The 14,200-nt window shown below is 38.7% G+C and carries 13 protein-coding genes; 5 read left to right on the top strand and 8 right to left on the bottom strand.

Features of this window, described 5'->3' with window-relative positions; all coding sequences use genetic code 11:
• Positions 1 to 319 precede the first annotated feature (319 nt).
• Positions 320 to 799 (bottom strand): DUF721 domain-containing protein, encoded by a 480-nt coding sequence (locus DO88_RS12510; protein WP_002959934.1) that lies wholly within the window; start codon positions 797 to 799, stop codon positions 320 to 322.
• A 72-nt stretch (positions 800 to 871) separates the two neighbouring features.
• Complete coding sequence (pmbA, locus tag DO88_RS12515) at positions 872 to 2,221, bottom strand: metalloprotease PmbA (protein WP_033028826.1); 1,350 nt, start codon at positions 2,219 to 2,221, stop codon at positions 872 to 874.
• A 144-nt stretch (positions 2,222 to 2,365) separates the two neighbouring features.
• Here pmbA and yjgA point away from each other — a divergent pair, with 144 nt between their 5' ends.
• On the top strand, positions 2,366 to 2,899 hold the full coding sequence (gene yjgA, locus DO88_RS12520) for a ribosome biogenesis factor YjgA (RefSeq protein WP_033038551.1): 534 nt from the start codon (positions 2,366 to 2,368) through the stop codon (positions 2,897 to 2,899).
• Between the two features lie 123 nt (positions 2,900 to 3,022).
• On the top strand, positions 3,023 to 4,396 hold the full coding sequence (hemN, locus tag DO88_RS12525; RefSeq protein WP_033038549.1) for an oxygen-independent coproporphyrinogen III oxidase: 1,374 nt from the start codon (positions 3,023 to 3,025) through the stop codon (positions 4,394 to 4,396).
• A gap of 53 nt (positions 4,397 to 4,449) precedes the next feature.
• Here hemN and DO88_RS12530 read toward each other — a convergent pair whose 3' ends face one another.
• The 3 genes from DO88_RS12530 to DO88_RS12540 form a co-directional block, all read right to left on the bottom strand.
• Positions 4,450 to 4,965, bottom strand: coding sequence for a DUF2489 domain-containing protein (locus tag DO88_RS12530; protein WP_007377269.1), 516 nt, complete (start codon positions 4,963 to 4,965; stop codon positions 4,450 to 4,452).
• Positions 4,966 to 4,981: 16 nt separating this feature from the next.
• Entirely contained in the window at positions 4,982 to 5,575 is a 594-nt protein-coding gene (gene yihI / locus DO88_RS12535) for a Der GTPase-activating protein YihI (RefSeq protein ID WP_007377270.1), read from the bottom strand.
• Between the two features lie 754 nt (positions 5,576 to 6,329).
• Positions 6,330 to 6,962 (bottom strand): c-type cytochrome, encoded by a 633-nt coding sequence (locus DO88_RS12540; RefSeq protein WP_007377271.1) that lies wholly within the window; start codon positions 6,960 to 6,962, stop codon positions 6,330 to 6,332.
• A gap of 281 nt (positions 6,963 to 7,243) precedes the next feature.
• On the opposite strand from DO88_RS12540, the gene yihA reads away from it, so the two are divergent.
• Positions 7,244 to 7,912 (top strand): ribosome biogenesis GTP-binding protein YihA/YsxC, encoded by a 669-nt coding sequence (gene yihA / locus DO88_RS12545; protein WP_008137691.1) that lies wholly within the window; start codon positions 7,244 to 7,246, stop codon positions 7,910 to 7,912.
• A gap of 9 nt (positions 7,913 to 7,921) precedes the next feature.
• On the opposite strand, the gene DO88_RS12550 is transcribed toward yihA, so the two are convergent.
• From DO88_RS12550 to polA, 3 genes are all read right to left on the bottom strand, one after another.
• On the bottom strand, positions 7,922 to 8,440 hold the full coding sequence (locus DO88_RS12550; RefSeq protein WP_033038547.1) for a DUF1285 domain-containing protein: 519 nt from the start codon (positions 8,438 to 8,440) through the stop codon (positions 7,922 to 7,924).
• On the bottom strand, positions 8,437 to 9,024 hold the full coding sequence (locus tag DO88_RS12555; RefSeq protein ID WP_008137693.1) for a YceI family protein: 588 nt from the start codon (positions 9,022 to 9,024) through the stop codon (positions 8,437 to 8,439). The genes DO88_RS12550 and DO88_RS12555 overlap by 4 nt, the downstream gene beginning before the upstream one ends.
• Before the next feature lie 484 nt (positions 9,025 to 9,508).
• Positions 9,509 to 12,244, bottom strand: a complete 2,736-nt coding sequence (gene polA / locus DO88_RS12560; RefSeq protein WP_033038545.1) for a DNA polymerase I — start codon at positions 12,242 to 12,244, stop codon at positions 9,509 to 9,511.
• A 524-nt stretch (positions 12,245 to 12,768) separates the two neighbouring features.
• Between polA and elbB the strand changes: the two genes are divergently transcribed.
• Both elbB and DO88_RS12570 read left to right on the top strand, forming a co-directional pair.
• Positions 12,769 to 13,416: an isoprenoid biosynthesis glyoxalase ElbB gene (gene elbB, locus DO88_RS12565; protein ID WP_033028821.1), complete on the top strand. Its 648-nt coding sequence runs from the start codon at positions 12,769 to 12,771 to the stop codon at positions 13,414 to 13,416.
• Positions 13,417 to 13,648: 232 nt separating this feature from the next.
• Complete coding sequence (locus tag DO88_RS12570) at positions 13,649 to 14,044, top strand: c-type cytochrome (protein WP_007377277.1); 396 nt, start codon at positions 13,649 to 13,651, stop codon at positions 14,042 to 14,044.
• The last annotated feature ends 156 nt before the right edge of the window (positions 14,045 to 14,200 follow it).

The following is a 14,200-nucleotide window of genomic DNA, read 5'->3' as shown; positions in this document are numbered from 1 at the left end:
TATCTAGTTGTTCTAAATAAAAAATTTTTAACGACGTTATAGTGCAATTTAATTCGTTAAATTGATCAAAGATTTATGCAGGTTGGTATCACATACCAACTCCATTAAATTCTTGAATATAGCAGGAGTAAAAATAGCACTGCCTGTACGCTTTTACTTAATGGAATGGGTATCAAGGGAGCTTTAAATAATAAAGCACACCACGCAATATCATAAACCTCATTAGGCCAACAATAAAATGGAATATGTAACAAAGTATTTTGAATGCGGTGAGCTGCAAAAATAGCCCTACCAATAACAATATAGTGGGTGGCTAAGGCTAACTTTTATTCTTCCCGTGGAGCGCTAAACGCTCTAGTTTTTCTTTTAATGAAGGGGGGGCAGAAGCCGCTATCGCATTTAAGTAATTAGCGGTTTGCTCACTCATTTTCCGTGAGTTGGTAACTGTAGGGCTGCCCGATTTATTCGCGGTACTTAATCGCTGAGTTGCTTGAGGATTTGCAGTTATTTTTATTTGCCCGAGCTCTGCCATTCCAGCAGCTCTAAAGTGTGAAAGCATATCCATTTTTAAATAATTAAGCCTAAGCGCGATAGGCGCAGACACAGCCTCTATCATTAGCGTGCCGTCTCGGTAATTACTAACTCGGCATTTATCACCCAATTTAGGGCCTAAAAAATCTTTTAATAAGGTTTGCTGTGTATCAAGTGCTTGGCTTTTGCCTGCATAAGCCGATAAACGATTATTTAACCCCGCCATAATATCGGTTAGCGGTTTTGGTGCATATCTATCTTTAGCCATTTTACACCTCGTAAAAACTCACTTAGACCCAGAGATAATACTCTGGGTCTAAGTATACACTGCGTATTAATACTACGCGCCGGCTATTTGCATTTGCTCTATTAGTACTGAGCCTGTTTGAATACCACCACGGCGTTCTATATCACCACCAATGGCGGAAATACCTTTAAACATGTCTTTTAAATTACCAGCAATGGTAATTTCGCTTACCGGATATTGAATTTCACCATTTTCAACCCAAAAACCAGCAGCACCACGAGAGTAGTCACCCGTTACGGTATTTACGCCCTGCCCCATTAGCTCTGTAACTAATAAGCCAGTGTCCATGGTTTTTAATAGTGCAGTTAAATCGTTATGAGTTTGCTCAACAAGCCAGTTATGTATACCGCCAGCATGTCCTGTTGGCATCATGTTCATTTTACGCGCGGCATAACTTGCTAGTAAATACGTTTGTAATTCGCCGCCTTGAATAATTTCTCTATCGAATGTTTTAACACCTTCGCTATCAAACGGTGACGATGCCAACCCTTTTAAAATATGTGGGCGCTCAGCAATATTCACACAATTACTAAATACCTGAGTGCCTAAGCTATCAAGTAAAAAACTTGATTTACGATAAAGTGCGCCACCACCAATTGCCGACACCAAGTGACCAAACAATGAATTTGCAATATCGGCTCTAAAAATAACAGGCACTTTCATTGTGCCTAACTTTTGGCTGTTTAATTTAGCCAAAGTTTCAGCTGCCGCTTCAAGACCCACTGCCGCCGCATCATTTAAACCAGCCTGATCGCGTGCAACCGTATAAGCAGAGTCGCGCTGCATATGCTCGCCATCTTGGCCTATTACCATAGTACTAATACTGTGACGAGTACGTGGAAAGCCTGCAATTAAACCGTGGCTGTTACCATAAACACGTAATCCCTGATGCGATGAAAAACTCGCACCATCAGAGTTAACAATGCGCTCGTCTGCATTTAATGCAGCTTGCTCAGCAGCATGACAAAGCTCAATACCTTCCTCAGGACTGACATCCCAAGGATGGTATAAATCTAAATCTTTAGGATTAAATTCAAGTAACTCTTTATCAGCAACGCCGTTGAATGGATCATCCGATGTAAATTTGGCTATATCAATCGCTTTTTCGACTACCGTGCGCAATGTTTTTGGATTTAAATCAGCCGTCGACGCCGAACCTTTATTGTTACCAACATATACACTAATGCCTAAGCCGCCATCTTGGTTAAACTCAATGGTTTCTACTTCACCCATTCGTGTGCTAACCGATAAACCAGACGTGCTAGACATAGCAGCTTCTGCAGCTGTAGCACCTAATTTTTTAGCATGTTCGAGTACTTCTGATACCGCATCTTTAACTTGCGATATTTGAGAATAAATTGGATCGTTTTGTTGGCTTTTCATAAATTAAGTCCTGAGCCTTAGAGGCATAATGCACGCATTTCTTATATTTAAATGCTAACACACTCAATGCATCACATCAGCTAATATTCCTAAGTATCATATTCATGTATAATGGTAAAAGTTATTTTTATTTAAGAGCACCCCATGGCAAAGAAAAAAGGCAAGCCTGCTGAAATTGAAGAAGAAATTGAATATATATCAAGAACGGAGCTTAAACGCGAAGCGCAAGAGTTTCATCAGTTAGGTACTGAAATTGCCAAAATGGGTAAAAAACAGCGCGAACGCCTGCCATTAAATGACGATTTAAAAGAAGCGATGGTTGTTGCTGATAAAATAAGTAACAAAAGCGACGCGTACCGCCGCCACTTAAACTACATCGCTAAAACACTGCGTACTGTAGAAAACATTGATGATATTAAAGCGATTATCGATGTAATGCTTAATAAAAATAACCAAGCTGAAGTATTGGTCAAAAAAATTGAGCAACTACGTTCAGACCTAATTGAACAAGGTGATGACCTTATCAATGAGACTATTGAGCAGTTCCCGTCTCTTGATCGTCAGCAAATGCGTCAATTGGTTCGTAATGCGGCAAAAGAAGCGAAAGCTGAAAAGCCGGGTAAAGGTTATAAAGAGTTATTTCAATATCTCAAAGATGCCCATACTGTTACGTATTAATTAGACCGCATTAATTGATATTTTATTAAAAAAGGTGCTTCGGCGCCTTTTTTGTTATAGATCAAACCGCCTCACTGCGTACTTTTTTATAATCCCCCCTAAATAAATACTTAGGTGCGCGTGATGATTAAACTTCCACAATGGGATGAAACCCTAATAAACAAATATAATGTGTCTGGTCCGCGTTATACCTCTTATCCCACGGCTTTATCACTGCGTGACGGGTACCAGCAACAAGACCTACTAAGCGCTATAGAATCATCAACAAGTCGCTCTCTTTCTTTATATATTCACATCCCGTTTTGTAGTCAGCTGTGCTACTACTGTGGTTGTAATAAAATAATTACCCGCCATCAATCTAAGGCAGATACGTATCTCGACTTTTTAGCAAAAGAAATTACTGCCCAAGCGCCTTTATTTAAAAGCTACACGGTTGAGCAATTACATTTGGGGGGTGGTACTCCCACCTTTTTAACCGCAAAACAAATGACCCGTTTAATTAAGCTTTTAGAGCAACACTTTAATTTTACAAGCACAACAGAGCGCGGCATTGAAATAGACCCACGCTCACTTGCCGATAATATGCTTGTTGATTTAAGAATACTTGGCTTTAACCGCGTCTCGTTTGGTATACAAGACTTTAACGATGACGTACAACTTGCTGTTAATCGCCCGCAAAATGCAAATATCGTTAAGCAATTAATTACACAAGCTCGCGAGCTGGGGTTTCAATCTATTAATGCAGATATGATTTACGGGCTTCCTCTGCAAACACCAGAGAGCTTTAGGCAAACTATAGAGCAACTTATTGAGCTAAGCCCTGATAGAGTATCAGTGTTTAACTATGCGCATTTACCAGAGCGCTTTGCCGCACAGCGTAAGATTAAAGATGCAGATTTACCCAGTGCACATAATAAGCTCACCATGTTTAAAAATACGCTGGAGCAGATGACGCAAGCAGGCTATCAATTTATTGGTATGGACCATTTTGCAAAAACTGATAATGAACTAGCTGTTGCGCAAAATGAAGGCAAGTTACATCGTAACTTTCAAGGTTATACAACACATGGAAATTGTGATTTATTAGGCTTAGGCGTGTCATCAATTTCGCAAATTGGCACTGCCATTTTACAAAATCAAAAAGAATTAAAACATTATTACCACAGCATCGAAACACAAAGCGGCAGTGCTCTTAATAAAGGAATGCACTTAACACATGATGATGTAATTCGTGCTGATGCAATTAAACAGCTCATTTGCCAATTTGAATTAAATATACAAGACTTTAGCGAAAAGCACGCGCTTATATTTAATGACTACTTTGAGGATGCATTAGTAGCGCTTGCGCCACTTATAAAAGATGAACTAGTCACTATAATTGATAATAAAATTAGCGTAACACCACGCGGAAACTTATTCATTCGTATTATTTGTATGTGCTTCGATGCTCACTTACAAAAACAAATAAATGCGACGCGTTTCTCACGGGTAATTTAACCATAAATTGTTGTGCATAAAAAAGCAGACCAAGGTCTGCTTTCTCTGAGCAGCTAGTTAAAAACTACTTTATCACTGCCTGAGGCCGCTTTAAATTCAATGATAATTTTAGCGCAATCGGCTTTAACTTCATCTTTAAGTGTTTCTTCTGCGTGCCAGCGAGCCTTATCTAACTTAAAAATCTCTTTTTTAGAGTATTTTTTACGTGCATCGTGCGTCGGCATCTCTTTAACTACCTGGTACATTTGATGAATGCCAGGATACAGCGCCGTTAAATCACGCTCGCTCTCAAAGCCATATTGAGACATAAGTACCCAAATACGTAAACAGCCTTCAGAAAACTCACACTGCTCTTCATTCATTGCACGCGCAATTAAATGAATACTATCGGCTAGTTTTGCATTTCGCTCTAAGCGAGACTTTTCAAGCTTTTGCTTTTTCTCAGTCTGCGCCTTCGCAATTAACTTTTTTTGCGCATTTAACTTATACAATAACTGACCTGCATAAAATGCCAAGCCAGCTATAATAGCAGCGCCTAAAAGTAAGGCTAAAATTACCGCGGTACTCATTAATTACCCTTATTAATTACTTGTCTTCTTCATCATCTAGCCATTCATTTGCTAGATCATTTGATAAATACTGATCAAAGTCAGAATTTGACTTGTCTTCATCACTAAAGTCATCTTCAAGCTCTGGTTCATCTTCGTCTTCAAGACCTAACAATTCACATAAAACTTGATGACGAGCAATGCGGCTATTAAAATATTTAGCATCTTTGCCTGTTAGTAATTCACCACCTTCATGGCGCTCAACTAATTTAAGTAAACGCACATCGTTCTCAAGCGCTTCAAGCTCTTGCTCTGGTGTAAACTCTGGCTGTACAACTTTTTTAAGCTCAATAGTTGGCTTCAGGTTACGTTTCATTTCTACTTTTGGTTCAACAGCAGTTGCAACCAATGGCACTGGTTTTTTACTACCAATACGCTTATCTCTAGAACCTGATTGTGAATTTTGGCTATCACCATTTAATGCATCCGGTGCATTACGCGAACCAGGCTTAGCGCCTTTGGTTTTTTTAACTCGTTGCTCTTTTAACGCACGCATCTCTTTAAGCTTATCTTGGCTTAAACGTACAGGTCCATTTGCTGGGCTTTTGCGTGACTTTTTCGTTCTACTCATATCTTGATCGTCTCACTTAAGAGGTTTTGAGCGAGGCGCAAATTAATGGGCATCGCAATGCTGGCATAGCCAGAAGAATTCAGTTTGCGCTTCAGAGGTTGGGCTTCTCTGTGTTATAGCGCCTAAACTAGCTTACTGCTAGTTATTAAACGGTGGGTATTGTAACAGGACAAATAAAAAGGCGGTAGAGAAAACATCTCTACCGCCTGCTAATCTGAGCGCCATTATCTGGACACTTCTCCCTTCGACTTTTTTTAGTCTTTATTATTTTTATTATTATCAGTCCGTATTGTTATTATTTTTACGTTCCTTGTAGCATTCCATTTTGTTTTTATTATTAAACTTCCATGAGTTTTTATTATTATCGGTCTTCCTGACTCTTTTTTATTATTTCCTTTGGTAGCACCAATCTTGTGCTATGTAGTCGTGCCGCGCTACTTTCCTTATAGCTATTTCCGTTTTTTTATTGTTTTTTTGCGACAGGGGTTAATCTACTCGTTAATAATTTTGTTACAACTAATTTATATCTTTTTTCTTACACTACATACATTAAAAAATTTAACTTATTTTAAATTACAATGAGTTAATGAAAAAAAAACATTTAAAATAAGACTTTTCTCACACCACTGCATGGTCAATGTCTTACAAAGCATAACGGTAATATCGCTAATTTCGGACACAAAAAAAGCAGCTTAAGCTGCTTTTTTATACATATTGTAGTCTATTCATTAATTAAAAATAAATAAATACGACTTTAGTGTAAACCACCTAAGTACTGAGAAAGTACTTCAATGTCTTTATCTGTTAATTTTTTTGCAATATCGCCCATCATGCCATTTAGGTCATTATGACGAGTACCATCACGGAATTTTTCAAGTTGAGACTTGATGTATCCTGGATGCTGAAAAGAAATTTTTGGAAACTTAGCAAGTGACGAACCGTTACCACGTGGACCATGACATGCTGCACATGATGGAATTCCACGCTCTGCATCGCCTGCTTTAAAAAGCATTTCGCCAACATCAACGACATCTTTAGGTGTAGCACCTTCGGTCATGTTCATTGAAGAAAAATAAGCTGCTAGATCTTTCATGTCTTGCTCGCTAAGTGGCATAGCCATAGCGCTCATTACTGGATCCATACGCCCTTCTTTGCCGCCTGACGTCATACCTAATTTTAAATCCTGAAGTTGCTTAAGGATATAATCTGGATGTTGACCTGCAATTTTAGGGTAAATATTAACCGGCGCATTACCGTCTGGGCCGTGACAAGCCGCACACGTTGCTGATTTTTCTTTACCTGCGTTTACATCGCCATCAAATGCTGTTGCGTTGCTTGCTGACAACGCACCAAGCAATATTGTTAAAGATAGTGCTATTTTTTTCATGGTGAATTCTCTGTTTCCGACCCTGTATCATCTACAATCGTGATGCTGTAATACATATATTCTACACGATAATAAATTCTCTGGCACGTTTTCTACACATATTAAGCTTATAATTTACAGGGTTTTGACTTAGATTAAGCTTTAACATGTTTTAAATGTACCATAGGTACTGTTTTTAGGTGGTTAAATACGCTTTTTAATACATCCTTTATAGTATAAAATACGTGCCCTGAGTGAATTTGGTTTACTCAACGTTATTTTTTTAAGTTTTAGGAGAGCCTGTGCTCAAATCTCGTATCAAATATAATACTGCGTCTTTCGTAACAAGCGCTCCCGACATTACTAAATTACCTGCTGATACGGGAATTGAAGTTGCGTTTGCCGGTCGTTCCAATGCAGGTAAGTCGAGTGCATTAAATGCATTAACCGATCAAAAGCTAGCACGTACAAGTAAAACACCTGGGCGTACCCAGCTAATCAATACATTCGATTTAGCGGATGTTGACGATATGCGCCTTATCGATTTGCCAGGCTATGGCTTTGCTAAAGTACCAATCGAAATGAAAAAGAAATGGCAAAAGTCGTTAGGCGAATACCTACAAAAGCGTCAAAGCTTAAAAGGTATTGTTATTTTAATGGATATTCGTCATCCATTAAAAGACTTAGACCGTGATTTAATTAACTGGGCAATTGGTAGTGAAATTCCAGTATTAGCACTATTAACTAAAGCCGACAAACTAAAGCAAGGCCCTCGTAAATCACAAGTACTGCAAGTTCGCCGTGAATTAAGCACGCTTGATGGGGATATTACAGTTCATGCATTTTCATCATTAAAAGGCACGGGTTTACCAGAAGTAGCTAAAAAGCTAGATGAATGGTTTTTAGGACCTGTGATTGCTATACCACCTACTGATGAAGTAGTCACTGACGAAACTAACCCAGAGGCTTAAGATCTGGTGTTAGGATAAATAAAACTGCTCTTTGGCAGATTTAATAAAATAGCCGAGCTTATCAGACTCGGCTTTTTCAGCCCACTGATAAAATACACTGCGTGAAACTCGCGCACTACAACCATACGGTAGCTTTAAATAAGGCACCTTTGAACCTTTGTAGTCTTTTATATGCAAGGGCTGCTGAGCGCTAACCAGCCACTGCCTAGCTAGATTATCAATACAACACAACACCTGTCCTTGCGCTGTATTTTCAAAACGCCAATCAACAATAATAAACGGCGCATCATCAACCGTTATTGTTATTTTTTCGACAGGTGTTTTTAAATAAAATTGCTCACCTTCTTTACACAATACAGAAGCAAACAACTTCACCATGGCTGGGCGTGTTATTTCGCTGCCATCGTAAAACCATTTCCCCTCATGATTAATAACAATTGGCTGCTCCCCACAATGGTTAGGCTGCCAACTATTAAAAGGTTTGCTTGGCTCGCTTAATTGCTTGCTAAGCTCACTTAAAGAAATCACTGTTTTTTAAGTGTAATTGCAAACGTAACAGGTACTGCTGTTGCAATTGAAGGTAAACCCGCTAATTTTTGCAGTTGTTTAACGCCTTCAGTTACACCAAAATCACTACTATTAATAATAATAGGTGTTAATGATGATACGGTTAAATCGCCACTTTGCGTGCTATTAACGAGTACATCAATAGCCAATGATTTTTTATTACCATGAAAATCAAGTTCCGCTTCAATACCTTTCAATACATATTGACCAGATTTTTTAAGATTACTCAGCTCTTTAGTTAAATTTGCAGTTAAAACAGCATTGGGGAATTTAGCTGCTTCAAATAATATTGCTGTTAAACGCTCATTACGAATAGGAATTAGAGTTTCGGCTGATGTTAAATCAACATTAACGCTAAACTCACCTTTATCAGAAAGCATACCTTCAAGGTTAGTAAAATGGTGAGCTTCAGCAATCGAATCTTTTTTAATTGAAACAAAGCTTAGTTGGCTTTTATCATTCACTAGCTGCCAATCGGCCTGAGCAACATTAGAAATAACTAAACTTGATAAAGAAAAACCTGCAATAGCTAATGCTTTAAACATAACGCACTCCTTAGTAATAAAATGAAAATAATAATATTACTTTGATGGTATCACCTGCGATGTACCCAAACCACCTCGAAATGACGAATGAATAATACAATAGGTATAGCGCAATAAATAATTTTTTAGATAGGATTTTCAGGTGTAAAACAAAAAACGGCCCACCAAACAAGTTGGTAGGCCGGTATAGCAAACTGGGGAGAAGCTATCAATTTGTTGCACCCTTTCAGATGCATCATCAACAGGATGTCCTACAGGATAGGACAGGCGGGACTTTAACAAAAGCACGCATTAAAATACAATCATATTCCTGTAAAACAGCTCGAATTGACGAACATATAACGATTTAATACAAATAGTTGCTTAAATTAACCTTATTTTAACTAAAGCTTGCACATAGCTAATTGAATCGCTGTTATTCGCCCTTTTACTTAAACATAAAAAAAGCGCCAAAAGGCGCTTTAATTAAAATGCTCAAATTGCATTAATGGGCTTGTTCCCAGTTGTCACCCTCGTCGGCTTCAACAATAAGTGGCACATCAAGCGCTGCAGCTTGCGACATCAGTTCACAAATATGTTTTGTATATTCTGGTGCGCAGTCTGTTTTAATTTCAAATACTAATTCATCGTGTACTTGCATTAGTAGCTTAATCGTATTTGGCGCCTGTTCGTGTACCCAACGGTTAACACTCAGCATTGCTTTTTTAATAATATCGGCGGCAGTACCTTGCATTGGTGCGTTTATAGCAGCACGTTCGGCTCCTTTCCTGCGCGCGCCATTACGTGCGTTTATTTCTGGTAAATGTAGGCGGCGACCAAATATTGTTTCAACATAGCCATTTTCAGCTGCTTTTTCGCGTGTTGTTTCCATGTACTCTAATACACCAGGAAAACGCTCAAAGTATTTATCTATGTAATGCTGCGCTTCATGGCGTGGCACATCTAGTTGACGTGCTAAACCAAATGCCGACATACCATAAATTAAGCCAAAGTTTACTGCTTTCGCCTTGCGGCGCATATCGGTAGTTACATCATCAAGCTCTACACCAAATACTTCAGCGGCAGTTGCACTGTGTACATCTAAGCCGTTAGCAAATGCATTTAATAAACCTTTGTCTTGTGAAAGGTGCGCCATAATGCGCAGCTCAATTTGACTATAATCGGCAGCGACAATTTTATAACCATCTGCAGCTATAAACGCTTCACGAATTCGACGCCCTTCTTCCGAACGAATAGGAATATTTTGTAAATTAGGATCTGTTGAACTCAAGCGCCCCGTTGCAGTAATTGCCTGATGATAAGACGTATGTACACGCTGGGTTTTCTCATTCACCATTAATGGTAATTTATCGGTGTAAGTTGATTTAAGCTTTGATAAACCACGATGCTCTATAATTACTTTAGGTAGTGGATAATCATGAGCAAGCTCTTGCAATACTTCTTCTGCGGTAGAAGGTGCACCTTTAGGTGTTTTTTTGATGATAGGCAGGCCAAGCTTTTCAAACAACAATACTTGTAGTTGCTTAGGAGAGCTTAAATTAAATGGTTCGCCTGCTATTTCAAATGCTTCTTTTTCAAGTTCAATTAAACGCTCGCCTAATCGTTGGCTGTGCGCTGCAAGCATATTGCTATCTATTGCTACACCTGTGCGTTCAATATCAGAAATCACACTAACAAGTGGCATTTCTATATCTTCGAATACAGATTTTAGCTTTTCATCAGCCGCTATTTTTGGCCAAAGCACTTCATGTAGGCGCAAAGTAATATCGGCATCTTCTGCAGCGTAAGGCGCAGCTTTTTCAAGTTCAATTTGGTTGAAGGTAAGTTGCTTTTTACCTTTGCCAGCAATATCTTCAAAGCTAATATTTTTATGGCCTAGATATTTAAGTGCTAGCGAGTCCATATCATGGCGTGTACCCACACTATTAAATACGTATGACTCAAGCATGGTGTCAAACTTAATACCATTTAGCGCAAAACCTGCATTCGCTAATACACTTTTGTCGTATTTAAGGTTTTGCCCTACTTTAGCTTTGTTTTCATCGGCCAAAATTGGACCTAGCTTTTGCATTACAAATTCAAGGCTTAGTTGATCAGGCGCACCTGGGTAGTCATGCGCTAGAGGTAAATACACAGCTTCACCCGCTTTTACGGCAAAACTCATACCCACTAATTGCGCTTTCATGTAATCAAGGCTGGTAGTTTCTGTATCAAATGCAAATAACTCGGCACTATTTAATTGCTCTATTAACGTATCAAATTGCGCTTGCGTTAAAATAGTTTCGTAATGAGCATCTTCTACTTTTGGTAATTCAGTGGCTTCGGTAGGTACAGCTAAGTGTGTTTCTGCATCTTTAGGGTTATCTAGCAACTCAGCTAACCAACGACGGAATTCGCACTCACCATATAGTGCAATTAATTCGTCTTTGTTAGGTTCTTGAAGTTTGAATGTATCAAGATCAGATTCGACTTCAACATCACACTTGATTGTCGCAAGTTCGTAGCTCAAAGGCAGATGATCAAGAGCAATTGCTAACTTTTCACCTATTTTACCCTTAATCTCACTTGCGTGATCCATTACACCTTGAAGCGAGCCATATTTTTCTAACCACTTAACCGCCGTTTTAGGCCCACAACCTTCAACACCAGGGATGTTATCGACCTTATCGCCCATTAATGCTAAGTAATCAATAATAAGTTCAGGACCTACACCAAACTTTTCAACCACAGTAAGGGGATCTGAAATACTGTCGGTCATCGTGTTTATGAGCGTAACGTGTTCATTTACAAGTTGCGCCATATCTTTATCACCAGTGGAGACGAGTACATGTCGTTTTTGCTCTGACGCTATACGTGCAAATGTGCCAATAACATCATCGGCTTCAACACCTTCGATGCTAATTAGCGGAAAACCCATCGCTTTGATAATACTGTGTATTGGTGCTATTTGTGTGCGTAAGTCATCCGGCATAGGCGGACGATTTGCCTTATACTCGCTATACATGTCGTTACGGAACGTTTTGCCTTTTGCATCAAATATAACCACCATGTGTGAGGGATCATATTGTCTGATCAAGCTTTTAAGCATGTTGATCACGCCGTAAATAGCGCCCGTAGCCTCACCTTTAGAATTAGTTAAATGCGGCGGAGAATGATAAGCACGAAATAAATATGACGAGCCATCAACTAAAATAAGTGGGTTTTCGGGGATCTGAGCCATGGTGAATTTGGATCCTAAATGCAAAAAATTAAGGTGATTGTAAGCATGCCATAAGGTAGGAAATAAAACGACTGTGAATTATCAATCATTGTCTCATTTCAACTTGAGCAAGCTGTGGATAAGTATGTAGATAACAGCCACAAAAAATTCTTCCAAAGCATAATACAATGCCTAGAAAATACTTTAACTACATGTTTTTATTTAAAAAAGATAATACGAGGTTCTTTTTTTATTCTTTTAGACCAATGTGGAAAAAGGTTTTTTAACGACTACATCCGCTGTTACTCACTTCGATTATAGTCATCCAACCCAATAACCGGACGAGTATTCTAGCACAATGGATCGAAGATCATAGCGATCCTTTATAATTTTTTTAAAGGCAAAGTGATCGCAAATGGCATAAACCGCAAAACGACTTGTACTGCGAATGATTTTTGTACTAAAAATTTATTTTCGCGAGAAATTTTGAGCATGTTAAACTTCATCCGATCGACTTATAAAAAAGACTTTAGGGGCACAAAAGCATGAAAAACGTAGCAGTAATATTAGCAGGGTCTGGTGTGTACGATGGTAGTGAAATTAATGAAGCAATTTTAACTTTATTACATATAGCCAAAAATGGCGCAACGTATCAGTGTTTTGCACCAGATATTGAGCAACTTCATACCATTAACCATTTAACAGGTGAAGTAATGCCTGATAAACGCAATGTATTAACAGAAGCTGCTCGCATTGCACGAGGTGACATTAAATCACTGATTGAACTAGACGTGACTCAGTTTGACGCATTAATTGTACCTGGCGGTTTCGGTGCTGCAAAAAACTTATGCGATTTTGCAATTAAAGGCGCAAAAGCAAATATCAATCAGGACGTCCTTAATGCTTGTAAATCATTTGCAAAAGCGAATAAGCCTGCAGGTTATATGTGTATCGCCCCCGCTTTGATCCCATTTATTTACGATAATGCCCAACTCACTATTGGTAACGATGTAGATACAGCACAAGCACTAAGCACATTAGGCGCCAAACATATTAACTGCGCAGTGGATGATGTAGTGATCGATGAAGCAAATAAGCTAGTTACCACTCCTGCTTACATGTTGGCACAATCGATTCTTGATGCGGATGCGGGGATCGCAAAACTAGTTACTAGCGTATTAACAATGAATTAATTTTGATCTTAAGATCTAAGAAGTTAATTATATGACTGATTACGCTTATTAAATTGCTCAACAAAAAACAATAAATAATTAAATTTTATTGCGTTAACGCAAAAAGTAGTCAGTTTTATTAATAAAAACGTCTCTTAGCATTTTATAAATTGGCTCAGAGAGTTATAATCGGTTTAATTTCCGTCATCTATATCGTGATTGATCACGTTCAAATCGAAGTGAGCAAGGCAAAATGAAAAAATTAACAGCTGCTGCATTATTATTGCTAGCAACCACCGCATACGCACAGCCATATGATAACTCTATGACTGAAGATGCAATTAAAAAACGTCTCGCGCCGGTTGGTGCTGTGTATCTTGAAGGTGATAAAGCAGCTGTTGCTGCAGTACCTACAGGCCCACGTTCTGGTGAGCAAGTATATCAGGGTGCATGTTTTGCATGTCATGGCACTGGTGCACTAGGCGCGCCAAAGTCAGCTGACGATTGGGCTCCACGCATAGCTAAAGGTAAAGACACTTTACTTGGGCATGCAATTAATGGTTTTAATGCAATGCCGCCAAAAGGCACTTGTATGGATTGTTCTGATGATGAGATAAGCGCTGCAATCGATTTTATGACATCTAAATAAGTATTTGTAAAATAAAAAAGGTTTACCTATGGGTAAGCCTTTTTTAATACCTTTTTAACGCTTTTAGCGCCTTAATTAGGGTAATATCCACTTGACGATCGCCGCTAAAAATGAAATTATAAGGCTAATAACTATACAATAATAATAGTCGGTTAA

The organism is Pseudoalteromonas sp. S3431 (genome assembly GCF_000690035.1).
In the GTDB taxonomy this organism is placed as follows: Bacteria; Pseudomonadota; Gammaproteobacteria; order Enterobacterales; family Alteromonadaceae; genus Pseudoalteromonas; species Pseudoalteromonas fuliginea.
The sequence above is the reverse complement of the archived record's forward strand: the minus strand, read 5'-3'. Positions and strand labels throughout refer to the sequence as shown.

Coding starts and splice junctions, on each gene's coding strand:
- DO88_RS12510 (WP_002959934.1), bottom strand. CDS start 799: ATGGCTAAAGATAGATATGCACCAAAACCGCTAACCGATATTATGGCG.
- pmbA (WP_033028826.1), bottom strand. CDS start 2,221: ATGAAAAGCCAACAAAACGATCCAATTTATTCTCAAATATCGCAAGTT.
- yjgA (WP_033038551.1), top strand. CDS start 2,366: ATGGCAAAGAAAAAAGGCAAGCCTGCTGAAATTGAAGAAGAAATTGAA.
- hemN (WP_033038549.1), top strand. CDS start 3,023: ATGATTAAACTTCCACAATGGGATGAAACCCTAATAAACAAATATAAT.
- DO88_RS12530 (WP_007377269.1), bottom strand. CDS start 4,965: ATGAGTACCGCGGTAATTTTAGCCTTACTTTTAGGCGCTGCTATTATA.
- yihI (WP_007377270.1), bottom strand. CDS start 5,575: ATGAGTAGAACGAAAAAGTCACGCAAAAGCCCAGCAAATGGACCTGTA.
- DO88_RS12540 (WP_007377271.1), bottom strand. CDS start 6,962: ATGAAAAAAATAGCACTATCTTTAACAATATTGCTTGGTGCGTTGTCA.
- DO88_RS12555 (WP_008137693.1), bottom strand. CDS start 9,024: ATGTTTAAAGCATTAGCTATTGCAGGTTTTTCTTTATCAAGTTTAGTT.
- polA (WP_033038545.1), bottom strand. CDS start 12,244: ATGGCTCAGATCCCCGAAAACCCACTTATTTTAGTTGATGGCTCGTCA.
- elbB (WP_033028821.1), top strand. CDS start 12,769: ATGAAAAACGTAGCAGTAATATTAGCAGGGTCTGGTGTGTACGATGGT.
- DO88_RS12570 (WP_007377277.1), top strand. CDS start 13,649: ATGAAAAAATTAACAGCTGCTGCATTATTATTGCTAGCAACCACCGCA.